The sequence below is a fragment of the Pseudomonas sp. B21-031 genome, assembly GCF_024748985.1.
Lineage (GTDB): Bacteria > Pseudomonadota > Gammaproteobacteria > Pseudomonadales > Pseudomonadaceae > Aquipseudomonas > Aquipseudomonas kermanshahensis.
Genome location: NZ_CP087181.1, coordinates 717,827 through 738,972, shown reverse-complemented (window position 1 = coordinate 738,972; position 21,146 = coordinate 717,827). Strand labels below are relative to the sequence as shown.

Genomic DNA, 21,146 nt, shown 5'->3' with positions numbered 1-21,146 from the left:
CGCCTTGAGTTGTTCGACCGGCCAAGGTCGGTCGCTGAATTTGCAGCGACGGTCACAGAGTAATCGCGAGCGAGCAGAAGCGCAACAGGTGCGCTTACTTGCACAAGCGTGAATGGAAGATTAAATTGAGCAGGCATGAAGAATTACCTCAACGCCCTCGGTAGCCGCCGGGGGCGTTTTCGTTTGAGCAGTGCGAGCCGGTGCTGTCAGTTGCCGGATATCAGTGGGTGCGCTTCGCCTTTCAGCCAGGCGAAGATCCTCGCGTCTTCCTTGCACCGGCGGCGGTACTCCTCAGTAAGCCACTCTTCACGTTTTGCAACGCATTCAGCCACGAAGGTATCCAGGTCTGTCTGATCTCGTCCGAACGCATGGCTTTGTTCGCTGGTGGCTTGCTCTTGCTCCAGGTCGTTCGCTACCCAGACGTCCCAAACCTTTGAATCATTCGAATAGGGATAGCTCTCATCGGTGAACCAGTAGGTAACCCATTCGGCCAGCTGACTTGCTGTGAGGCCAGAGCGGCGCTGTTTATCCATTGCGAACGGCCCTTCTCCAACAATGGCGGAGAACTCACGACGGATCCCGTGCTTTCGCATGAAGGCGGGCATTTCCCATGGATTCGCACGTAGCGGGATGGTCAGCCCATCAGGGTTGAAGAAAAACGCCTCCTGCGTTCGGCCGTTCCAACTCAGGCCAGCAATGATCCTGTGGCGCCAGTTGATATCCCCATGCTTGTAGAGGCAGAACGCAGCGCCGTATGGATCATGGAATGGGCCAGTGAAGTGATAGCGGCGCACGCTCATGCAACCACCCGATCACGAGCCTGAATGCGGCTACGCGTCCATGCTTGAACCTCGGAAAGAACCCAGGCTACCGGGGCGCCCCGGGCGGTGCTGTTGCTCAGCTTCACGGGCAGCGGGAAGCCACTCTCGGCCTGCTGCATCAGTTTGTAGATTGTGGGACGGGCCAACCCTACTATGGCCATCACTTCAGTGATGCGTATCAGAGTGGTCTGTGGGTCGCGCCCAGAATGGAGGGGTGTTGCTGCTGAGAAAGTGGTCATAGTCGTGCCTATATCTACAGAGACAGGCACAGACTAAAAACTCAAAAACGAATCAACACGGTCCGCTCTTTTTTCTTTTTTTTCTAGGACCGTACTCTCCCAGCTCTCTGAGATTTTCCCTAATCGTGTCCCGCGTTCCGATTCCCTCTATGCCGACCAACCTGGACAGCAGTGCCTTAGGTTCAATTTCAGGATAGGACTTCTTAATCCTCTCAACGGCGGCTTGGGTGAGCTCCCGCTTCTTCGCCTTACCATCTTGAGTAGCAGTACCTGGCCGACTGTTCCCCTTGCCTGCCAAGCGAGCCCTTTCGGAACTTTTCACGGTGTAGATTTTATCGATCATCGCTGGAAAAACACTACCTGGTTGAAGCATCCCAGAGCTCAACGCGACTTCAGACTGGCGATAAAGGTCAGCAAGCATCAACACCTTTTCCGACTCAGCCACCCACTGTGCAAAAGTCTCTCTCACCTCAGCTTCCCTGCCCGGTTGAGTATGACGTTGGCGCTCAACCAAGGTCTGGAAAAACTCGGGATCATTCAGCCTTAGGCATTCGGCTAAGTCAGGGTTGATGTCGTACACATCGGACTCAACGTTCACCATCCAATCAGCCAACCTCTGAACCGCGTCCAGCGCTTGCGCGAAGGCATAGCTCGCGGCCATCCGAGAGCCAAGAATAACTTCAACTTGACCTAGCACCTCACGCACAACATCCGGCAGCGAAAAAGACTGGGCATAGCACAAACGCTCGTAAATGAGGTCTCGCTGCCTGAACGTCTCATGGATTACCCACCTTGCTTGACTGGAATACCCCGAGTCTTCTTCGAGCCAATATGAAGCTGCCTCGTTTATCACATCGAATGCCTGGCGAAAGTGCTCACGAAACGCAGGGAAAAGTGTAGCCTCCGCGACAGCAGCCTCCATCAAATGGATCTCATCGACCAGGCTACTGATATCAGTATTCGCAAGCTCGAACGTGAATTGCTCCACCTCATTCTCGGACCAGATCACACCCCACGCCCCCTTGATCGAAAACTGAGCCTGCGCGATAGATGATCGCAAAGTTGCCGACAGGGCCGAGAGGCAACAATGGTGCGAAACACCATATAGCGTTGATACACCCGCTTGTCCGCGTGGACCAGCAACGTGTTTCCAGTCCGGAGGCTAGGATTTTCAACGGTTCCACTGCCCCCGAAACACGAGTTACACATGAAACACCCCGATGATGGCTGTGATCCACGAGCACTGACGACCGTAACGCATCGCCGGGTCCCGATGCCTCGTACGTTTCTTGAAGTCTCAAACGTCGCTCGCTACAGCATCTCGGTGGGCAAAGTCGTACGGGGTGATCGCTTCCACTCGATTGGCGTCCAAATAATCTGCCCACCACTGCACCATGAGCCTTCGCTCCTGAATGTGTTCTGCTTTGTGGATATACGCTGCGCGCACCGTGTTTCGCTCCTGATGGCTCATCTGTCGTTCGACGGCGTCTCTACTCCACAGCCCCGACTCAACGAGTGCTGAACAAGCCATTGTCCTGAAACCGTGGCCGCAAACCTCTGACTTCGTGTCATACCCCATGCGTCGAAGGGCCTTGTTGACGGTGTTTTCGCTCATGGGTTTCCAGTGATGGTGATCACCTGCAAATACCAAGTCGAATCGGCCGGTGAGATCGCGGATTCGCTCCAAGACACCAACTGATTGGCGGCTGAGCGGTACCAAGTGTGGCGTGCTCATCTTCGAACCGCGATGGGAGTTCTTTACTCCCTCGATAGGAGCTCGCTCACCAGGGATTTCCCACATCAACCTTCCCATGTCGATCTCCCCCCAGCGAGCGAACCGGAGCTCACTGGAGCGGATAAACACCAGCAAGGTCAGTTGCACCGCGAGCTTGGTCAGGCCGCGCCCGCTGTCGGCATCTATCCGCTGGAGAAGCTCAGGTAAGCGCTCGAATGGCAAAGCAGGCCGGTGCGATGTTTTGCGGGTAGCCGTAGCGCCTTGCAGATCAATCGCAGGGTTGAACTCCAGATGGCCATGCTGAACCGCCATGCGGAGGATGCCCGTCATGTACTGCCGTAGGCGTGCAGCCGTATCCAAGGTATCCCGCTTTTCTGCCGCTTTCAGCGGAACAAGCAGATCCCGAGTTTTCAGTTCCGCGACCGGACGATCACCGAGAGTGGGCAACAGGTGAGATTCAATGCGTCGCCATACGGTGGAGGCATGACCAGTTGTCCACTTACGAGCGCACGCCGCATGCCATTCCTGTGCAAGCAAACGGAAAGTATTCGACCGGGCGTTTACCGCTTCCTGTTTGTCCAAGCGCGCCTGCTCGATTGGGTCTTTCCCAGCAGCAAGAAGCTCAAGCGCATGAGCGCGTCGCTCCCTGGCCGCTTTCAAGCCGAGCGCCGGATAGTTGCCAAACGTAGCTAAACCATCACGGCCATCAGGTTTGGTGTATTTCATACGCCAAGTCTTGACCCCTGACGGCTTCACCAGCAGGTAGAGGCCTTTGCCATCGAACAGCTTGTAATCCTTCTCCCGAGGCTTGGCCGCATCACATTTGGGATCGGTGAGAGGCACCACTGTGCGCGCCATAGGGATACGTTTCCTTGTCGAACCGAGATATCCCTAACCATATCCCTAAACGGCGTAGATGCCCAGAGACAAAACGAGACAGGCAGAAACAACAAAGCCCGCACTAGGCGGGCTTTGTTGGGTGTTCGTAGACAGTCATAGACTGCTGGAAACTGGTCTCTGGTGCCGGAGACAGGAATCGAACCTGCGACCTTCGCGTTACGAGTGCGCTGCTCTACCGACTGAGCTACACCGGCGTGTAGCGCAACGTACCACTGCCGCAGCCGTTACGCAAACCCCTGTTTCCCTTCGTTTATTGCACTACCCTCACGCCCCTTTGCAACCCTTCGGCGCCAGGTCTGCCTCGATATTGGTGGTGCAGGTCCATCCGGTCGCGGAGCGGGTCAGGGTGATGGCCTTGCCAACCACTGTGGCCGGGGCATCGACCAGGGTGCATTCGATGATCCCGGTGCCGTCAGCAGCCTTGCCTTCAGCTTTGATCGCGCAATGCGCCGTCGCTGGCTGGCCGCCTAGCGACCCTACATCCAGCACGTCCTTGCCTTCGTTCAAGCGCAGGTCCATGGGGGGCTTGAGTGACGTGATTTCCAACAGCCCGACCGCCGCCTTGGCGCGGGACTGGTAGTTGGTGTACATCGGGATGGCGATGGTCGCCAGAATGCCGATGATCGCGACGACGATCATCAGTTCGATCAGGGTGATACCGCGTTGCCCTTTCATGAACGTTTTCCTTGTTTATACGCATACACATTTGGGGTCACTCTCGACCCCAGGCTGGCAGCGGCGCAGTAGGCCTGAACAGACACCTTTTGTCACCCCTGCCCGCCTGGGCGTCACCTTCGCTGAACTACTCTAGTGAGCATCAGGGGAGCACGCCCTCTCATGGACACGGCAAGCTGTTTCCAAGCTTGTCGCTCGGGCAAAAAAGGACCTTTGCATGAACCATTCGATACGCCTCTACGCTTGGCAGGGCACCGACGCCAATGGCCTGGCTGTTAGCGGGCAAACACCTGGGCGCAGCCCGGCTTATGTGCGCGCGGGGTTGCTGCGCCAGGGCATTTTGGTGGCCAGTTTGCGGCCGGCCGGTGGGCTGGCGTGGCGGTGGCCGAAGCGGCCGGAGAAGACCGACCCAGCGGGCTTCAGCCGGCAGTTGGCGACCTTGCTGAAAGCCGGGGTGCCGCTGCTGCAGGCGTTCGAGGTGATGGGGCGCAGTGGGTGTGATGCGGCGCAGGCGGCGTTGCTGGTGCGATTGAAACAGGATGTGGCGTCGGGGCTAGGCCTGGCGGATGCGCTGCAGCGCCACCCGGGGTGGTTCGATACGTTGTACTGCAACCTGGTGCGGGTGGGTGAGCAGTCGGGCACGCTGGACCGGCAGCTTGAGCAACTGGCGGGCATGCTGGAACAGCGCCTGGCCCTGCACAAGAAGGTGCGCAAGGCGATGATTTACCCGCTGTTGCTGCTGCTGACGGGGTTGGGGGTGTCGGCGGTTTTGTTGCTGGAAGTGATCCCGCAGTTTCAGAGCCTGTTTGCGGGTTTTGATACTGCGCTGCCGGCTTTTACGCAGTGGGTGATCGACTTGTCCACAGGGCTGGGGCGTTATGCGCCGCTGTTGCTGGTCGGTGTGGCGATGTTGGGTTTGGCTGGGCGCCAGCTTTACCGGCAGCATGCGCCAGCTCGCCTGTGGATATCTCAGCGGGTGCTGGGCCTGCCGGTGTTCGGTGCGCTGTTAAGGCAGGCGGCGATGGCCCGTTTTGCGCGTAGCCTGGCAACGTCGTACGCCGCTGGGGTGCCGCTGCTGGATGCCATGGGGACGGTGGCCAAGGTGAGTGGTGGTGAGTTGCATGAACACGCGATTTTGCGGTTACGCCAGGGCATGGCCAATGGCCAGGGGCTGAACCAGGCAATGGCCACCGAGCCGCTGTTCCCGCCCCTGCTGGTGCAGCTGGTGGCCATTGGTGAATCCAGTGGCACGCTGGACACGATGCTGGAAAAAGCCGCCAGCCACTACGAGGAACAGGTCAGCCAGGCGCTGGAGCAGTTGACCAGCCTGCTGGAGCCCGCCATCGTGCTGGTCCTGGGCCTGCTGGTTGGCGGCCTGGTGGTGGCGATGTACTTGCCGATCTTCCAGCTGGGTAGCTTGATCTGAACATGACTTTATGGACCTTCCTGGCGATGCAGCCGGCTTACTTCATCACCTTGGCGACCGTGCTGGGGTTGTTGGTGGGCAGTTTTATCAATGTGGTGGTGTACCGCTTGCCGATCATGCTGGACCGCCAATGGCAGCGTGAGGCACAGGAGGTGCTGGGGTTGCCGGTGGCCGAGCATGCGCGTTTCGACCTGTGCCTGCCGGCCTCGCAGTGCACCCAGTGTGGGCATCGGATTCGGGCGTGGGAAAACGTCCCCATCTTCAGTTACCTGGCGTTGCGTGGGCGTTGCTCTGCCTGCAAGCAGCGCATCAGCGTGCGTTATCCGTTGGTGGAGCTGAGCTGTGCGCTGCTGTCGATGGCGGTGGCCTGGCGGTGCGGGGCCAGTGTCGAGGCAATGGCGCTTTTGCCGCTGACGTGGGGTTTGCTGGCCCTGAGCTTGATCGACCATGACCAACAATTGCTGCCTGACGCCATCGTGCTGCCGGGGCTGTGGCTTGGGTTGATCGTCAATTACTTCGGCGTATTGGTGCCCTTGCCCGATGCGGTGTGCGGCGCCGTGGTCGGGTACCTCACCCTGTGGACGGTGTACTGGCTGTTCAAACTGGTGACCGGCAAGGAAGGCATGGGCTATGGCGACTTCAAGCTGCTGGCACTGATCGGTGCCTGGGGTGGGTGGCAGGTGCTGCCGCTGACCTTGCTGCTGTCGTCGGTGGTGGGGGCGTTGGTGGGCGTGTTCCTGCTGCGGATGCGCAAGCATTCCATCGGCATGGCCATGCCGTTTGGCCCCTATCTGGCAATTGCGGGGTGGATTGCTGTGCTCTGGGGTGATGAAATATACGCCTCTTACCTGCAACTGCTTGGATTCTGATGACCACTGCAGCTTTCACCCCCTGGATTCTCGGCCTGACCGGTGGTATCGGCAGCGGCAAGAGTGCCGCCGCCGAGCGCTTCATCGAGCTTGGCGTGCACCTGGTCGATGCCGACCAGGCCGCGCGCTGGGTGGTTGAGCCTGGTCGCCCGGCGCTGGCCAGTATCGTCGAGCGCTTCGGCCCAGGCGTGCTGCTGGACGACGGCCAGCTCGACCGCGGCGCCTTGCGCCAGCTGATTTTCGCCGACCCGGCCCAGCGCCAATGGCTGGAGGCCCTGCTGCATCCGCTGATTGGGCAGGAGATTTTCAGCTACCTGGCCAAGGCGCAATCGCCGTATGCGGTGTATGTGTCCCCCTTGCTGATCGAATCTGGCCAGCATCGCAAGACCCAACGCGTGTTGGTGATCGATGCCCCGCAGGCGTTGCAGGTGCAACGCACCCTGCAGCGGGACAACACTAGCCCCGAGCAGGTGCAGGCCATTTTGCAGGCCCAGCTGGCCCGCGAAGAGCGCCTGCGCCATGCCGACGATGTGGTGGTCAATGACCGCGACCTCGCGGCGCTGCACGAGCAGATCGACCGTCTGCACCACTTTTACCTGACTTTACGAGGAGGCCAGCCATGAGCCAGCCATTGACCGTCGATTGCCCGACCTGTGGCGCACCTGTGGAATGGAGCGAGAAAAGCGCGTTCCGGCCGTTTTGCTCTGACCGTTGCAAGCTGATCGACCTGGGGGCTTGGGCGGCTGAGGAGCACAAGATCGCGGGTTCGGAAGAGTCCGAAGATGAGCTGTATTCCGGGGACCTGGAACCGCGGCACTAAGCTGATCCCTGGGTTGCTGTGAGGCCCTTTCGCGGGCAAGCCCGCTCCCACATGATTTGCGCAGACTCAAAAGTTAGCGCCACACCAGTGGGAGCTGGCTTGCCGGCGATGAGGCCGGAACAAGCAACAGAAGCCAGTTACTGCCACAGGGGCCTCACCACCACTCACTGGTCATCCTTCCACGGCGCCTGCAGGTACCGCGTGCGGTTGAACGTTTCCAGCCACTCCGGGCAAAACACCACCAGCGCACTGATCACCATGCCGTTGATGAACGCCTCGGGGAACATCATCAGCCACAGGTAGCCCACAAAGTCACTCAGCCACTCCGGCATGGCAAAACGCCCGTCCAGCCACAAGATGCCCAGCCCGGCCAACAGGCACACCAGCACCGTCAGCGCCGCCGGAAAGAACCCTGAACAAAAGATATACACAAACAAGTTGCGCGGTTGCGCGCGTTCGACCGCGATGGCGCATAGCTCGGTAATCAGCACCGGCAAGCCAATCAACAGCAGGCCGTTCACACCTAGTGCCGCCAGGTCCTGACGCCCCAACGCCAGCAACCCCAACTGCGCTAAAAAGCCTCCCAGCACAGCCAATGGCCAGTCCAGCAGCAGGGTCACAGCCGTCATGCCAATGAAGTGATACGACACGCCCGTATCGAAATCGCGCCTGACCAGCCACAGGGCAAACAGGCTGAACACCGTGCCAAACAACAGGTGTTGGCGACGCCTGTCGGTGAACAGCTCCACCCAGCGGGCGCGGCTGGCGGCCCAGAGCAACAGTGGCACGTAACCCAGCCAGCCCAACGTGAGGCTGGTGCCCGACAACACCTGTGCACTGATCACTGGACGAATACCCCTCTCTCCCTTGTGGATAAAGGTGAGTCTACACCCATTCTCCGTTTCCTCCGGCTGCTGTAGGCTGGCGCCTCCACGCAATGCAGGACGCATTCAAAATGCTGGAAGGAATCAATCTCGCGCTGCTGTTGGCAGCGGTGCTCAATGCTGTGATCGGCCTTTTGCACTTGGCCATTATCGGGGTCGGCCCACGCGGGTACCGGTTGTTCGGCGCGGGTGAGCGCATGGCGGTGGCGGCGGAGAAAGGGCGTTGGTATCCGGCGCTGATTACAGCGGCCATCGCGGGGGTACTGCTGATCTGGTCGGCTTATGCGTTGTCCGCAGCCGGCTTGATTGGGCGCCTGCCCTTGCTGCTTCCAGCCATGTGCCTGATCACCCTGGTCTACTTGGCGCGGGGGCTGCTTGGCCCGTGGCTGTTGGCCGGGACCGGGCGCACGCGGCGGTTTATCGTGGTCAGCTCGCTGATCTGCCTGGGGTTTGGCTTGGTGCATCTTCTGGGTATCGTGCAGCAGTGGCCGGTGCTGAGCTGATTTCTACGCACAAACAGCATCTTACCGTCATCGATTAGCGTCTAAGCTTGTCTGCATGGATGACTCAGACTACCTGCGCCTGCTTACCATCCAGGCCGAACAAGCCAATGCTTTTCTCTCCAATGCACGCAAATGGGAGCGTGAGCGTTGGGTATGCCAACGCCTGCTGCAAGGGTTGAACATTCCCTACCGCAGCGAGGACTTCACCCCGGCCGGCCAGGAGCCGCCAGATGTGCTGTTCCGCGATGCGGCATTCGAGGTGTTTTTCGTGCTGGACGAAGGCCGCCGCCTCAACGATGAGTGGCGCGAAGAACTGCAACGCCGGCGCAGTGCGTTTTCCCTGGCGCAATTGGTGCGCCGTGAAGCACGTCCGCGGCGTATCAGCGCCACCGAGCTGCTGGGGCGGCTGGCCCCGACCTTGCGCAAGAAGGCGCACAACTACCGTGAACGTGGGCTGGAGCTGAACGAGCTGGACATCATCGCCTTCGCCAGCCTCAAGCGCGAAGTGCTCGACCTCAACACTCACTTCCCGCCGCCCACCGAATACCTGCGCCAGGGTTGGCGCTCGTTGTCACTGGTCGGGCCGACGTTCGCCCGTGTGCTGTTCGCCCACCCGGATGCGCCAGACTTTTTGCGCGGCAACCTGGGGCGCAGCATTGTGTTCGATGTGGGCATCAGTCTTTGATCCAGTGCCGAGAGTCTTTGCGATGGCGTACACTCGGCGCCAGAGATAGAAAGCATTATCATTTGTTTCAAGCGCTTGCCTGAACGCTGTAGCGTTTGCGCAGTCACAAACGTCTATCTGACGAGGCCCACCATGACCAGCCGCCTGAATCCAGAAGATCAGCGTCGTGTCGATGAGTATCTATGCGCCCCCAGCACCAAGTCGAGCGCAGGCCCTTCCGGCCGTGGTTGCTCCTTGTACTGGTGGTGGCCGTGACCATTGGTCTGGGCCTCATAAGCCGCCTGTTGAGTGGACTGGTGCTATGAGCTGCCTCGCGCTCGCCCTCCCCTCGTGCAGTTTGCGGCCGGCCCCCGGGCCACGAATTCCGTAAACCTTATGAGATATCCCCATGACTCATCGCATCGTGATTGTCGGCGGCGGCGCCGGCGGCCTGGAACTGGCGACCCGCCTGGGTAAAAGCCTGGGCAAGCGCAAGCAAGCCGACATCACCCTGGTCGACGCCAACCTGACGCACATCTGGAAGCCGCTGCTGCACGAAGTGGCAGCCGGCTCGCTGAACTCCTCGGAAGATGAACTGAACTACGTGGCCCAGGCCAAGTGGAACCACTTCAACTTCCAGCTGGGGCGCATGAGCGGCCTGGACCGTGAAGGCAAGCAGATCCAACTGGCCGCCACGCTCGATGAAGAGGGCCGCGAGCTGGTGCCTGCGCGCACGCTGAGCTACGACACGTTGGTCATCGCCGTGGGCAGCAACACCAACGACTTCGGCACCTTGGGCGCGGCGCAGCACTGCCTGTTCCTGGACACCCGCAAGCAGGCCGAGCGTTTCCACCAGCAACTGCTCAACCACTACCTGCGCGCCCACGCCGGTGATGTGGCCAGCGAACAAATCAGCGTGGCCATCGTCGGCGCCGGTGCCACTGGCGTAGAGCTGGCGGCCGAGCTGCACCACGCGGCGCACGAGCTGGCAGCCTATGGCCTGGACCGCATCCAGCCCAAGGACATGCACATCACTTTGATCGAGGCTGGCCCACGGGTTTTGCCTGCGTTGCCTGAGCGCATCAGCGTGCCGGTGCACAAGACCCTGGAAAAACTGGGGGTGAAGGTGATGACCAATGCCGCGGTCAGCGAAGTGACCGCGGATGGCCTGAAAACCAAGGACGGCGAAGTGATCCAGGCCAGCCTCAAGGTGTGGGCGGCAGGTATCCGTGCGCCGGGGTTCCTCAAGGACATCGATGGGCTGGAAACCAACCGCATCAACCAGCTGGTGGTACGCCCTACCCTGCAGACCACGCGCGATGACAACATCTTCGCCTTCGGTGACTGCGCCGCGTGCCCGCAACCGGGTAGCGACCGCAATGTGCCGCCACGAGCCCAGGCCGCACACCAGCAGGCTTCGATGCTGGCGCAAAGCCTGAAGGCACGGTTGGAGAACAAGCCGCTGCCGACTTATGCGTACAAGGACTACGGTTCGTTGGTATCGCTGTCGCGCTTCTCGGCGGTGGGTAACCTGATGGGCAACCTGATGGGCAGCGTGAAGCTGGAGGGCTGGCTGGCGCGGATGTTCTATGTGTCGCTGTACCGCATGCACCAGATGGCGCTGTACGGGTTCTTCCGTACAGCGATGATGATGTTGGGTAGCAAGATTGGGCGTGGGACAGAGCCGCGGTTGAAGCTGCACTGACAGCTAAGCCCAGCCCCTCAGGCTGGGCTTTTTTGTGGCAGATCACCCAGCCCTTTGGGCTGCGGCAAGCGGTACCAAAACCTGTGGGAGCCGGCTTGCCGGCGATGCAGGCGCCGCGGTGCATGGCACCGGCTTCGCCGGTGTTCGCGGGGCAAGCCCGCTCCCACAATGCGTCAATGTTTAGAAATTGCGCAAGACAGTTGCTCCCAAAGGGCTCCGCTTAAACAGAAACCTTAACGGGTGCTTTTTTCGTGGGTTAAATTCGAGGCAAAAGAAAAAGGGCATCTCAGTCGAGATGCCCTTTTTACATGGTGGGTCGTGTAGGATTCGAACCTACGACCAATTGGTTAAAAGCCAACTGCTCTACCAACTGAGCTAACGACCCTGAAAATGGTCGGGGTGAGGGGATTCGAACTCCTGACATCCTGCTCCCAAAGCAGGCGCGCTACCGGACTGCGCTACACCCCGAGATTGGCTCCGCGACCTGGACTCGAACCAGGGACCCAATGATTAACAGTCATTTGCTCTACCGACTGAGCTATCGCGGAACTGAACTTCGGTACATCTTTACTACTTCGAAGTCTGTGTTAGCTTCGATCTCTTCAGCTTCTCTGCTTTCGCTTTGTCGCTGCTGAGGCCGGCTATTCTACATTCTTCGTTTTGCTTGTCAACCACTTTTTTTCATTCAACTTACTGATTTCTAAGTTGTTTTGCTAACACCGATGTTCCTGGTGATTCGCTTAGTGCCTGACAACGCGGCGTATATTAGGGGCACTCGATTTTAGATGCAAGCAGAAATTTCAAAATTTTCAGCAAGTTATCAAAAAAAGCTGCGAGGCCCCGATTTTACGGTGTTTGCCAGGCCTATTCGCGGGTAAGCCCGCTCCTGCAGTGGCATCAGGGGCATAAAAAAGCCCCGCAGGTGCGGGGCTTTTTTTTCAGCTGGATCAGGCAAAGACGATTTCGTCGCCTTCCACCTTGGCGGTAATCGCCGACCCTGGCAGGAATTTGCCAGAGAGGATCAACTGCGCCAGCGGGTTTTCGATCCAGCGCTGGATCGCACGCTTCAGTGGCCGTGCGCCATACACCGGGTCGTAACCCACTGCGATCAGCTTGTCCAACGCCTCAGGGCTCAGGCTGAGCGACAGTTCACGTTCCAACAGACGGCTGCGCAGGCGGCCGAGCTGAATTTCGGTAATGCCGGCGATCTGGTCGCGACCCAGGGGCTCGAATACCACCACTTCGTCGATCCGGTTGATGAACTCCGGACGGAAGTGCGAACCCACCGCATCCATCACCGCAGCACGCTGCGCCTCACGGTCACCGACCAGTTCCTGGATCTGCGCAGAGCCCAGGTTGGAGGTCATCACGATCACGGTGTTGCGGAAGTCCACAGTACGGCCGTGGCTGTCCGTCAGTCGGCCATCCTCCAGCACCTGCAGCAACACGTTGAACACGTCCGGGTGCGCCTTCTCCACCTCGTCGAGCAGCACCACCGAATAAGGCTTGCGCCGTACCGCTTCGGTCAGGTAACCGCCCTCCTCGTACCCTACATAGCCTGGTGGAGCGCCGATCAGGCGAGCCACGGAATGTTTCTCCATGAACTCGGACATGTCGATACGCACCATCGCCTCTTCCGTGTCGAACAGGAACTCGGCCAGGGCCTTGCACAGCTCGGTCTTACCCACACCGGTCGGGCCAAGGAACATGAACGACCCACTTGGCCGGTTCGGGTCGGACAACCCGGCGCGGGAGCGGCGTACTGCGTTGGCCACGGCGGTAACGGCTTCGTGCTGACCGATCACGCGCTGGTGCAGCAGTTCTTCCATCTTCAGCAGCTTTTCGCGCTCGCCTTCGAGCATCTTGGCAACCGGAATGCCGGTCCACTTGGACACCACTTCGGCAATCTCTTCCTCGGTGACCTTGTTGCGCAGCAGCTGGTTTTCCGACTTGCCGTGCTGGTCGACCATCTGCAGGCTGCGCTCCAGGTCTGGGATCACCCCGTACTGCAGCTCGGCCATGCGGCTAAGATCGCCTTTACGGCGTGCGCTTTCGAGCTCTTGGCGGGCCTGCTCGATCTTTTGCTGGATCTGCGCCGAGCCCTGCACCTCAGCTTTCTCGGAGGCCCAGATCTCTTCGAGGTCGGAATACTCACGCTCCAGCCGCTCGATTTCCTCGTGCAGTTTTTCCAGGCGTTTTTTCGCGGCTTCGTCTTCTTCTTTCTTCAGCGCCTGGGATTCCACCTTCAGCTGAATCAGACGACGGTCCAGACGGTCGAGCACTTCAGGCTTGGAGTCGATCTCCATGCGAATGCGGCTGGCCGCTTCGTCGATCAGGTCGATGGCTTTGTCCGGCAGCTGGCGGTCAGTGATGTAGCGATGGCTGAGCTTGGCCGCCGCAATGATCGCGCCGTCGGTGATGGCCACCTTGTGGTGCACTTCGTAGCGTTCTTTCAGGCCGCGCAGGATGGCAATGGTGTCTTCCTCGCTCGGCTCTTCTACCAGTACCTTCTGGAAGCGACGCTCCAGGGCGGCATCCTTTTCGATGAACTGGCGGTACTCGTTTAGCGTGGTGGCGCCAACGCAGTGCAGCTCGCCACGGGCCAGGGCCGGTTTGAGCATGTTGCCCGCGTCCATGGCGCCCTCGCCCTTACCGGCGCCGACCATGGTGTGCAGTTCGTCGATGAACAGGATGATCTGGCCTTCCTGTTTGGACAGCTCGTTAAGCAGCGACTTCAGGCGCTCTTCGAACTCGCCGCGGTACTTGGCACCGGCGATCAGCGCCCCCATGTCCAGCGCCAGCAGGCGCTTGCCTTTGAGGCCATCGGGCACTTCGCCGTTGATGATGCGCTGGGCCAGGCCTTCGGCAATAGCGGTTTTACCCACGCCAGGCTCACCAATCAGCACCGGGTTGTTCTTGGTACGCCGTTGCAGCACCTGCACGGTGCGGCGGATTTCGTCGTCGCGGCCGATCACCGGGTCCAGCTTGCCCTCTTCGGCACGCTTGGTCAGGTCGACCGTGTACTTGTCCAGAGCCTGGCGCGACTCTTCGGCGTTGGCGTCGTTGACTGCCGCGCCGCCGCGCAGGTTATTGATGGCGTTCTCCAGGGCCTTCTTGGTCACGCCCTGGCTCAACAGCAGCTTGCCGAGCTTGCTGTTCTCGTCCATGGCGGCCAACAACACCAGCTCGCTGGAGATGAACTGGTCGCCCTTCTGCTGGGCCAGGCGGTCGGCCTGGTTGAGCAGGCGCGCCAGGTCCTGGGACATGTTCACGTCGCCCGTGGGGTTCTGGATTTTCGGCAGTTGGTCGAGTTCTTTCACCAGTGCCTGACGCAGGCTGTTGATGTCGAAGCCGACTTGCATCAGCAGCGGCTTGATCGACCCGCCCTGCTGTTCGATCAGGGCCTGCACCAGGTGCAGGGGCTCGATGGCAGGGTGGTCCATGCCTACGGCGAGGGACTGAGCGTCGGATATTGCTAATTGAAGCTTGCTGGTCAATCGGTCTATTCGCATGGGAGTACCTTCCTGTTAGGGCAGGTCGGAGCGATGGACAGCGCCTTTAATGAAGAAACCTGCCAGAGATGACCAATAGATATGGGTGATTCTGGAAGATTCAAGCGTAGCGGGGTTGACCGAGGTCAACCTGATGGATTAGTGGTGGCTGCGTTGCGGGCTTGCCCGCGTAGAGGCTTGATAACTCAGCGAGGGGCTAGCCAGACCAACGAGGCAAACCGCCCACCTTGAGGCGTGCGGCGATACGAGAAGAACCGTGAGTCGCTGACCGTGCAGAAACCACCGCCATACACCGCCGTCACGCCACGCGCCGCCAGGCGAATACGCGCCAGCGCATAAATGTCGGCCATCAGCTTGCCCGGCCGCTCACCGTCGACAAAGGCCTTGGCGGCCTCTGGGTGCACAGCAGTAAAGGCATCACGCACTTCCAGCCCCACTTCGAACGCCTGCGGGCCAATGGCCGGGCCCAGCCACACCAGCACGTCCTCAGGCGGCAGGGCCAAACGGTCGAGGGTCGCTTCCAGTACCCCGCCCGCCAACCCGCGCCAGCCAGCATGGGCTGCAGCCACGCGGGTACCCGCACGGTCACAGAACAGTGCGGGCAGGCAATCGGCAGTCATTACGGTGCAGGCGATACCGGGTTGATCAGTCCAGCTGGCGTCGGCCTCGGCCACCACGGCCGGGTCGGCATCCGCCACCATCAAGCCATGCACTTGCTTGAGCCAGGCAGGCTGGATAGCAAATTCATCGCTCAGACGGCGGCGGTTTTCGGCGACTGCGGCAGGGTCATCACCCACGTGATCACCCAGGTTGAAGGCTTCATAGGGCGGCAGGCTGACGCCGCCCTGACGCGTAGTGACACAAGCGCGGACCGAGGCCGGGGCCGGCCAGTCAGGAAATAGCAGCGCCTGCGTCAGACCGTTCATCCGATAAAGCTCTCGCGGTCTTCGTTCAGCAGTGTCAGCAACCAGAGGAAATCATCCGGCAACGGCGATTCCCACTTCATGACTTCACCGGTAATCGGGTGGGCCAACGCGAGGAAACGCGCATGCAGCGCCTGACGCGGGAAGGTCTTGACCGCCTCGACCATGGTTGGGCTGGCAGCCGGCGGAATGCGGAAGCGCCCACCGTACGTCTGGTCGCCGACCAGTGGGAAGCCCACATGGGCCATGTGCACACGGATCTGGTGGGTCCGGCCGGTTTCCAGCTTGACCCGCACGTGTGTGTGGGAGCGGAAGCGCTTGAGCACACGGTAGTGGCTGACCGCCGGCTTGCCGCCGTCGGTTACCGCCATGCGCTGGCGCATGCCGCCGTGGCGACCGATCGGGGCGTCGATCTTGCCGCCGGAGGTCACCACACCAATCACGATGCACTCATAGATGCGGCTGACCTTGCGGCTTTGCATTTGCTCGACCAGCCGGGTCTGCGCCTGCAGGGTCTTGGCCACCACCATCAGACCGGTGGTGTCCTTGTCCAGACGGTGGACGATACCGGCGCGCGGCACGTTGATGATGTCTGGCACGTGGTGCAGCAAGGCATTGAGCAGGGTACCGCTGGCATGGCCGGCGGCCGGGTGCACAACCAGCCCGGCAGGCTTGTTGATCACCATGATATGGTCGTCTTCGTAGACGATATCCAGCTCGATGTCTTCTGCGATCCACTCGCCCTGGGCCTCTTGTTCGGCCTCCAGGACAAGCACAGAGCCACCATAGACGGTGTCTCGAGGGCGCACGACGGCACCATCGACCGTCAGGCGGCCCTCTTTGATCCACGTAGTAAGCCGCGAACGCGAGTACTCGGCGAACAATTGGGCGGCGACCTGGTCGAGGCGTTGACCGCCCAGATCGGACGGTACCTCTGCGCTAAGTTGAATGATCTCGGACATGCTCGATTCGGCGGGCGCACAGCCTTTGGTTTCGGCTGCGAGCTTGTGGTTAAATACGGCTTCTTTTGTCCCGGGGTTGGCCGGGGCGCTCATCATAACAGGACGGCACCGCCCAAGACAGCGGCCGTCAAAGGGACGCAAGCCGCCATGCAAGTGAAACACCTGCTGCTGATCGCCATCCTCGGGCTTACCGCGGCCTGTTCCTCTAACAAGGAAGTCATTGACGAGAACCTCAGCGAAGCCGAGCTGTACCAGCAGGCCCAGGCTGACCTGGACAATTCCAGCTACACCAGCGCTGTGAACAAGCTCAAGGCCCTGGAGTCGCGTTACCCGTTCGGCCGTTATGCCGACCAGGCGCAGCTCGAACTGATCTACGCCAACTACAAGAACACCGAGCCGGAGGCCGCCAAGTCTGCCGCCGAGCGTTTCATCCGCCTGCACCCGCAGCACCCGAACGTCGACTACGCCTACTACCTCAAGGGCCTGACGTCGTTCGACCAGGACCGTGGCCTGCTGGCGCGCTTCCTGCCGCTGGACATGACCAAGCGTGACCCGGGTGCCGCCCGCGACTCGTACAACGAGTTCGCCCAGCTGACCAGCCGCTTCCCGAACAGCCGCTACGCGCCGGACGCCAAGCAGCGCATGATCTACCTGCGCAACCTGCTGGCCTCATACGAGATCCACGTGGCCGACTACTACCTGGGCCGCCAGGCTTATGTGGCTGCCGCCAACCGTGGCCGCTACGTGGTCGAGAACTTCCAGGAAACGCCATCGGTCGGTGACGGCCTGGCAATCATGGTCGAGGCGTACCAGAAGATGCACCTGGACGAACTGGCTGCCACCAGCCTGGAAACCCTCAAGCTCAACTACCCTGACCACCCGAGCCTGGTCGACGGCGAGTTCCAGCCCAAGCAGACCGAGTCTGACGGCCGTGGCTGGCTGTCCAAGGCAACCCTGGGCCTGATCGAAACCGACGCCCCGCTGCCGCCGGGCGAAACCCGCGCCAACCAGGACGTGGTCAAGCAGTTCCAGGACGCGCGCTCCGAGATGCCGCAAGAGCTGCTGCCTAAAGACGAAAATGGCGACGTGATTCTGCCGCCAGGCCCGAAAGAAGCCGAACAGGACCGTTCGTGGTTCAGCTACATGACCTTTGGTCTGTTCGACTGATTGATCGCAACACAAGAAAGGGAGGCCTTGGGCCTCCCTTTTTTATTGGCTGCGTCCTAGACTGTCGGCTTCTTCATTCGACAAGCTGGACACCATGGTTCGCCTACTTTTCTGGATCGCCCTGATCGCCGCCGCGTTCTGGCTGTGGCGCAAGTTCAAGATCAGCCAGCAATCCCACCCTGAGCCGAAGCTCGACGACCCGCTGAAGATGGTGCGCTGCGCCCATTGCGGCGTGCACCTGCCTAATGACCGGGCGCTGCTGTTGGGCAAGGAGTGGTATTGCAGCCAGGCGCACCTTGAGCAGGGGCCTGGGCGGCAGGGATAAGCCTCAAACCCCATAGGCCCCATCGCCGGCAAGCCGGCTCCCACAGGGACTGCGCAGCGCTCAAGGCCAGCGCGGTACCTGTGGGAGCTGGCTTGCCAGCGATAGGCCCGCAAAGCGGGCCCGGCAGTCTCAGCCCAAGCGCCCTGCCGGCGCATACGGCGCCGGGTCGATGATCGGCTCAGCCCCGCTCAGCAAATCGACGAACAGCTGGCAAGACGCGGGCGCCAGCACCAGCCCATTGCGGTAATGCCCGCAATTGAGCCACAACCCATCATGCCCAGGCACCGGCCCAATATACGGGATACCTTCCGGCGACCCCGGCCGCAGCCCTGCCCAATGCCCCACCACCGTGGCCTCTGCCAGTTCCGGCAGCAACTCGACCGCCGAAGCCTTGAGGCTTTCCAGCGCCTGCTCGGTCGGGGTCTTGTCGTATCCAGCATGCTCCAGCGTACTGCCCACCAGAATATGCCCGTCACGGCGCGGAATGGCGTAACGCCCCTTGGCCAGCACCATGCTCGGCAAGAAGTCCTCGGCACACTTGAACAGAATCATCTGGCCCTTCACCGGCTCCACCGGCAGTTCCAGGCCCAGCGTGCTCAGCAAGTCGCCACTCCAGGCGCCTGCGCTCAGTACCACTTCATCGGCATCGATCACGCCGTCCGCCGTCTGCACACCGGTAACGCGCTCCCCTTCATGCCGGAAGCCTGTCACCTGACAGTGCTCACGCAAGCTCACGTTTGGTAGCGCCAGCAATGCCGCCTTGAGCGACTTCACCAAGCGTGGATTACGCACGTTGGCCACACCCGCCATGTAGATGGCGCGCTTGAAGCCAGGGCCCAGCACCGGTACGGCGTCATAGGCCGCCGAGATATCCACAGCACTGAGCGGGCGTCGCTCGCGCTCGGCCCAGGCCAATGCCTCGGCTTCATCATCCAGGTCCAACCAATACAACCCGGTGGTATGCACCTGAGGATCAATGCCCGTGGTAGCGAACAGGTGCTCGCCCAGCTGTGGATAAAAATCCTGGGACCAATGCGCCAAAGCGGTAACCGCCGGGCTGTAGCGCCATGGGTACAACGGCGAGACGATACCGCCGCCGGCCCAGGACGACTCGCGGCCGACCTCCCCCTGATCGCAGACCACGACCTGCCCGACGCTCGCCGCCAGGTTGAATGCCGTCAGCAGGCCGATTACCCCGCCGCCGACCACCACTACTTGCTTGCTCATCTGTCGATCCAAACACCTGAAGTAAAACCGCGATGCGCCGGGCATCATTCATTCTTCAGCTTCCCCAGCATCGCTCGCGGCCTTCCAGGCTGCCCGGGTTGCTCTGCACGCCGCTTTGGTCGAGCTGAAAATCACCACAGCGGTCATCGGCCATCAGGCCATTCGGCAGCCGCCTTGCGCTCAGCGTAAAGGTATCGCTGCTGCGTTGGGCCTGCAGGCTGTAATGACGGTTGGCAGTGGGCAAGGCCAGCTCGCCTTCGGCGTATTGGCCCGTGCGCACGCGGTGGCGCTCCAGGCGCAAGGCAGCGTCATGCAGCAGGCCAACCACTTCGCTGCGTGCGGCTCGCCGAAGCTGGTCGCTGTAACTGGGGTAGGCAATGGCTGCCAGAATGCCGGTCACGGCCACGACAATCAACAATTCGATCAGGGTCAGGCCTTGCTGCATGTCAGGGTTCCCTCAATCGTTGTCGCCAGAGGATGCGCCGCACCTCATCGCCTGACAGGGCATACACCGCTTCAAGTACATGGCGCGACTCGGCCTGTCGGCTGACGGCAGTCACCCTGAACAAGGTGGCCTGTTGGCCCTCGGGCAAATGTGCGACGCGGTCGCTTGTGCCAAGGTTTTGCACCTGGAAGAAGCCGCTTTCGATGCCCTGCCAGCTGCCTTGCAAGTCGTGCGGGCGTTGTGGGGGCTGGCAGGGCTGGCACACCGGGGGCGCAACCAGCCGTAGCGGGTCAGCCGCCAGCAGCAATGTCTGTTCGGCTTGCTCAAGTGCCGTGAGCCCATCACGCCAGTAGCCGGTCATGCGTGTTTCAACCAGCGCATCACGCAGCGCCGAGGCCGCGATCAGGCCAAGCAGCAAGCTCAGCACCAGCGCCAACAGCAACACCACGCCGCGTTGGCGCTTCATGGCCCGGGCACCGGGTTACGCAACGCCACACTCAGCGCATGCTGCTGTTCGATGCGCAAGGTGGGCTCGTAAAGGGACAGGTGCACATCTACCCGCCCGCCCTGCGGTGTTTCGACGAACGCCACGCGCATCTCGCGCACATGGTCGACCAACGGTTGCGGAGTACCTCGTCGCCGGAACTTCAACGTACCGTCCTCCAGCGCATACACGTGCCGGCTGATAGGGAACGCCAACAGCTGACCGCTGCTTTCAGCTCGCCCCTTGTACACATGGGCCTCGTCGGTGCAGTTGGTCAGCAGCGTCCAGCCTGGAGCACCGCTATGCCCTGGCAGCTCGGCGACCACCAGGCTCAGGCTGGTGGGGCTCACGTGCAGCGGTCGGGCGAAGGCCTGAGATGTTTCCGGGTCTTTGAAATCGCCGGGCTGCAAGCGCAGGCAACCGAACATGCCGGCCATGCGAATATCCTGGGCCATGCGCTGCAAGGCCAGCCGGGCATCATCCTGCAGGCGTGCGGCCACACCTTGCAGCCGCCAGGTTTCATGGGCAGACACGAGCAGCTGGCTAGCCGCCGCCAGCAGCCCCAAACCGATGGCGAGCGCCAGCACCCCTTCAAGCAGGCTGAAGCCGCCTTGTGCGCGCTTCACCGCTGCACCTTCCGCGCGTCTGCTGCCCTGCTCCGCTCTAGCTGCGTGTGTTTCAACAAGGCGGCCTGCGCGTCATGCCGTGCGCCGTCGGTTGCCTGCAGTGCGCGCACCTGCAGCGCAGCAGCGGCAAACAGGCCCACTGCCACGACCACCATGGCCAGCAGTACCTCGAGGAGCGTCATGCCCCCTTCCATTGATCGCATCCCTGCGCCCCCTGCGACTTTTCCTGCAGCT

The 21,146-nt window shown here is 61.0% G+C and carries 23 protein-coding genes, 4 tRNA genes and 1 pseudogene; 10 read left to right on the top strand and 18 right to left on the bottom strand.

The window, feature by feature from the left end; genetic code table 11:
• Positions 1-206: 206 nt before the first annotated feature.
• The 6 genes from LOY53_RS03385 to LOY53_RS03360 all read right to left on the bottom strand — a co-directional run bounded on the left by LOY53_RS03385 (position 207) and on the right by LOY53_RS03360 (position 4,370).
• A complete protein-coding gene (locus LOY53_RS03385) occupies positions 207-800 on the bottom strand; it encodes a hypothetical protein (RefSeq protein WP_258703595.1) in 594 nt (197 codons plus the stop codon).
• Positions 797-1,060 (bottom strand): AlpA family transcriptional regulator, encoded by a 264-nt coding sequence (locus tag LOY53_RS03380; RefSeq protein ID WP_258703594.1) that lies wholly within the window; start codon positions 1,058-1,060, stop codon positions 797-799. Before LOY53_RS03380 ends, LOY53_RS03385 begins: the two co-directional genes overlap by 4 nt.
• Positions 1,061-1,112: 52 nt before the next feature.
• Positions 1,113-2,069: a hypothetical protein gene (locus LOY53_RS03375; RefSeq protein WP_258703593.1), complete on the bottom strand. Its 957-nt coding sequence runs from the start codon at positions 2,067-2,069 to the stop codon at positions 1,113-1,115.
• Positions 2,070-2,357: 288 nt separating this feature from the next.
• Positions 2,358-3,653, bottom strand: a complete 1,296-nt coding sequence (locus LOY53_RS03370; RefSeq protein ID WP_258703592.1) for a phage integrase central domain-containing protein — start codon at positions 3,651-3,653, stop codon at positions 2,358-2,360.
• Between the two features lie 160 nt (positions 3,654-3,813).
• Positions 3,814-3,889, bottom strand: a tRNA-Thr gene (locus tag LOY53_RS03365).
• Positions 3,890-3,959: 70 nt separating this feature from the next.
• The gene (locus LOY53_RS03360) at positions 3,960-4,370 is read right to left on the bottom strand and encodes a pilin (protein ID WP_252826631.1); all 411 of its coding nucleotides are present in this window, start codon (positions 4,368-4,370) and stop codon (positions 3,960-3,962) included.
• Between the two features lie 217 nt (positions 4,371-4,587).
• Between LOY53_RS03360 and LOY53_RS03355 the strand changes: the two genes are divergently transcribed.
• Genes LOY53_RS03355 through yacG form a run of 4 tightly spaced genes read left to right on the top strand, consistent with a single transcriptional unit; the run spans position 4,588 to position 7,485 of the window.
• On the top strand, positions 4,588-5,796 hold the full coding sequence (locus LOY53_RS03355) for a type II secretion system F family protein (protein ID WP_252826630.1): 1,209 nt from the start codon (positions 4,588-4,590) through the stop codon (positions 5,794-5,796).
• Between the two features lie 2 nt (positions 5,797-5,798).
• Entirely contained in the window at positions 5,799-6,665 is an 867-nt protein-coding gene (locus LOY53_RS03350; protein WP_258703591.1) for an A24 family peptidase, read from the top strand.
• The gene (coaE, locus tag LOY53_RS03345) at positions 6,665-7,288 is read left to right on the top strand and encodes a dephospho-CoA kinase (RefSeq protein ID WP_027594559.1); all 624 of its coding nucleotides are present in this window, start codon (positions 6,665-6,667) and stop codon (positions 7,286-7,288) included. The genes LOY53_RS03350 and coaE overlap by 1 nt, the downstream gene beginning before the upstream one ends.
• Positions 7,285-7,485, top strand: a complete 201-nt coding sequence (gene yacG, locus LOY53_RS03340; RefSeq protein WP_252826628.1) for a DNA gyrase inhibitor YacG — start codon at positions 7,285-7,287, stop codon at positions 7,483-7,485. Before coaE ends, yacG begins: the two co-directional genes overlap by 4 nt.
• Positions 7,486-7,649: 164 nt before the next feature.
• On the opposite strand, the gene LOY53_RS03335 is transcribed toward yacG, so the two are convergent.
• Positions 7,650-8,330 (bottom strand): energy-coupling factor ABC transporter permease, encoded by a 681-nt coding sequence (locus LOY53_RS03335; protein WP_252826627.1) that lies wholly within the window; start codon positions 8,328-8,330, stop codon positions 7,650-7,652.
• A gap of 110 nt (positions 8,331-8,440) precedes the next feature.
• On the opposite strand from LOY53_RS03335, the gene LOY53_RS03330 reads away from it, so the two are divergent.
• From LOY53_RS03330 to LOY53_RS03315, 4 genes and pseudogenes are all read left to right on the top strand, one after another.
• On the top strand, positions 8,441-8,872 hold the full coding sequence (locus tag LOY53_RS03330; RefSeq protein WP_252826626.1) for a hypothetical protein: 432 nt from the start codon (positions 8,441-8,443) through the stop codon (positions 8,870-8,872).
• A gap of 55 nt (positions 8,873-8,927) precedes the next feature.
• Positions 8,928-9,557, top strand: a complete 630-nt coding sequence (locus LOY53_RS03325) for a DUF1780 domain-containing protein (protein WP_013970766.1) — start codon at positions 8,928-8,930, stop codon at positions 9,555-9,557.
• A gap of 132 nt (positions 9,558-9,689) precedes the next feature.
• Positions 9,690-9,862 (top strand): annotated as a pseudogene (locus LOY53_RS03320) (DUF3094 family protein).
• 83 nt (positions 9,863-9,945) lie between these two features.
• Positions 9,946-11,241, top strand: coding sequence for an NAD(P)/FAD-dependent oxidoreductase (locus tag LOY53_RS03315; protein ID WP_252826625.1), 1,296 nt, complete (start codon positions 9,946-9,948; stop codon positions 11,239-11,241).
• A 309-nt stretch (positions 11,242-11,550) separates the two neighbouring features.
• Here the strand turns inward: LOY53_RS03315 and LOY53_RS03310 are convergent.
• The 6 genes from LOY53_RS03310 to rluD form a co-directional block, all read right to left on the bottom strand.
• A tRNA-Lys gene (locus LOY53_RS03310) sits at positions 11,551-11,626 on the bottom strand.
• 6 nt (positions 11,627-11,632) lie between these two features.
• A tRNA-Pro gene (locus LOY53_RS03305) sits at positions 11,633-11,709 on the bottom strand.
• Positions 11,710-11,713: 4 nt separating this feature from the next.
• Positions 11,714-11,789, bottom strand: a tRNA-Asn gene (locus tag LOY53_RS03300).
• Between the two features lie 399 nt (positions 11,790-12,188).
• Positions 12,189-14,753 (bottom strand): ATP-dependent chaperone ClpB, encoded by a 2,565-nt coding sequence (gene clpB, locus LOY53_RS03295; RefSeq protein ID WP_027594563.1) that lies wholly within the window; start codon positions 14,751-14,753, stop codon positions 12,189-12,191.
• A gap of 185 nt (positions 14,754-14,938) precedes the next feature.
• Positions 14,939-15,679 carry a peptidoglycan editing factor PgeF gene (gene pgeF, locus LOY53_RS03290; RefSeq protein WP_258703590.1) on the bottom strand — a complete coding sequence of 247 codons (741 nt, stop codon included), beginning with the start codon at positions 15,677-15,679 and terminating at the stop codon, positions 14,939-14,941.
• Positions 15,676-16,638 (bottom strand): 23S rRNA pseudouridine(1911/1915/1917) synthase RluD, encoded by a 963-nt coding sequence (gene rluD, locus LOY53_RS03285; protein WP_027594565.1) that lies wholly within the window; start codon positions 16,636-16,638, stop codon positions 15,676-15,678. The genes pgeF and rluD overlap by 4 nt, the downstream gene beginning before the upstream one ends.
• A 147-nt stretch (positions 16,639-16,785) precedes the next feature.
• Between rluD and LOY53_RS03280 the strand changes: the two genes are divergently transcribed.
• Together LOY53_RS03280 and LOY53_RS03275 are read left to right on the top strand one after the other, a co-directional pair.
• Entirely contained in the window at positions 16,786-17,805 is a 1,020-nt protein-coding gene (locus LOY53_RS03280) for an outer membrane protein assembly factor BamD (protein ID WP_099428275.1), read from the top strand.
• Between the two features lie 94 nt (positions 17,806-17,899).
• The gene (locus tag LOY53_RS03275) at positions 17,900-18,130 is read left to right on the top strand and encodes a PP0621 family protein (protein ID WP_252826623.1); all 231 of its coding nucleotides are present in this window, start codon (positions 17,900-17,902) and stop codon (positions 18,128-18,130) included.
• Between the two features lie 129 nt (positions 18,131-18,259).
• Here LOY53_RS03275 and thiO read toward each other — a convergent pair whose 3' ends face one another.
• The 5 genes from thiO to LOY53_RS03250 are packed head-to-tail and all read right to left on the bottom strand — an operon-like array spanning position 18,260 to position 21,115.
• Complete coding sequence (gene thiO / locus LOY53_RS03270; protein WP_258703589.1) at positions 18,260-19,357, bottom strand: glycine oxidase ThiO; 1,098 nt, start codon at positions 19,355-19,357, stop codon at positions 18,260-18,262.
• 55 nt (positions 19,358-19,412) lie between these two features.
• Complete coding sequence (locus LOY53_RS03265; protein WP_027594569.1) at positions 19,413-19,802, bottom strand: type IV pilin protein; 390 nt, start codon at positions 19,800-19,802, stop codon at positions 19,413-19,415.
• A gap of 1 nt (position 19,803) precedes the next feature.
• Complete coding sequence (locus tag LOY53_RS03260; RefSeq protein WP_258703588.1) at positions 19,804-20,268, bottom strand: hypothetical protein; 465 nt, start codon at positions 20,266-20,268, stop codon at positions 19,804-19,806.
• Positions 20,265-20,912, bottom strand: a complete 648-nt coding sequence (locus tag LOY53_RS03255) for a PilW family protein (RefSeq protein ID WP_252826619.1) — start codon at positions 20,910-20,912, stop codon at positions 20,265-20,267. The genes LOY53_RS03260 and LOY53_RS03255 overlap by 4 nt, the downstream gene beginning before the upstream one ends.
• On the bottom strand, positions 20,909-21,115 hold the full coding sequence (locus tag LOY53_RS03250; protein ID WP_258703587.1) for a prepilin-type N-terminal cleavage/methylation domain-containing protein: 207 nt from the start codon (positions 21,113-21,115) through the stop codon (positions 20,909-20,911). The genes LOY53_RS03255 and LOY53_RS03250 overlap by 4 nt, the downstream gene beginning before the upstream one ends.
• Positions 21,116-21,146: the final 31 nt, after the last annotated feature.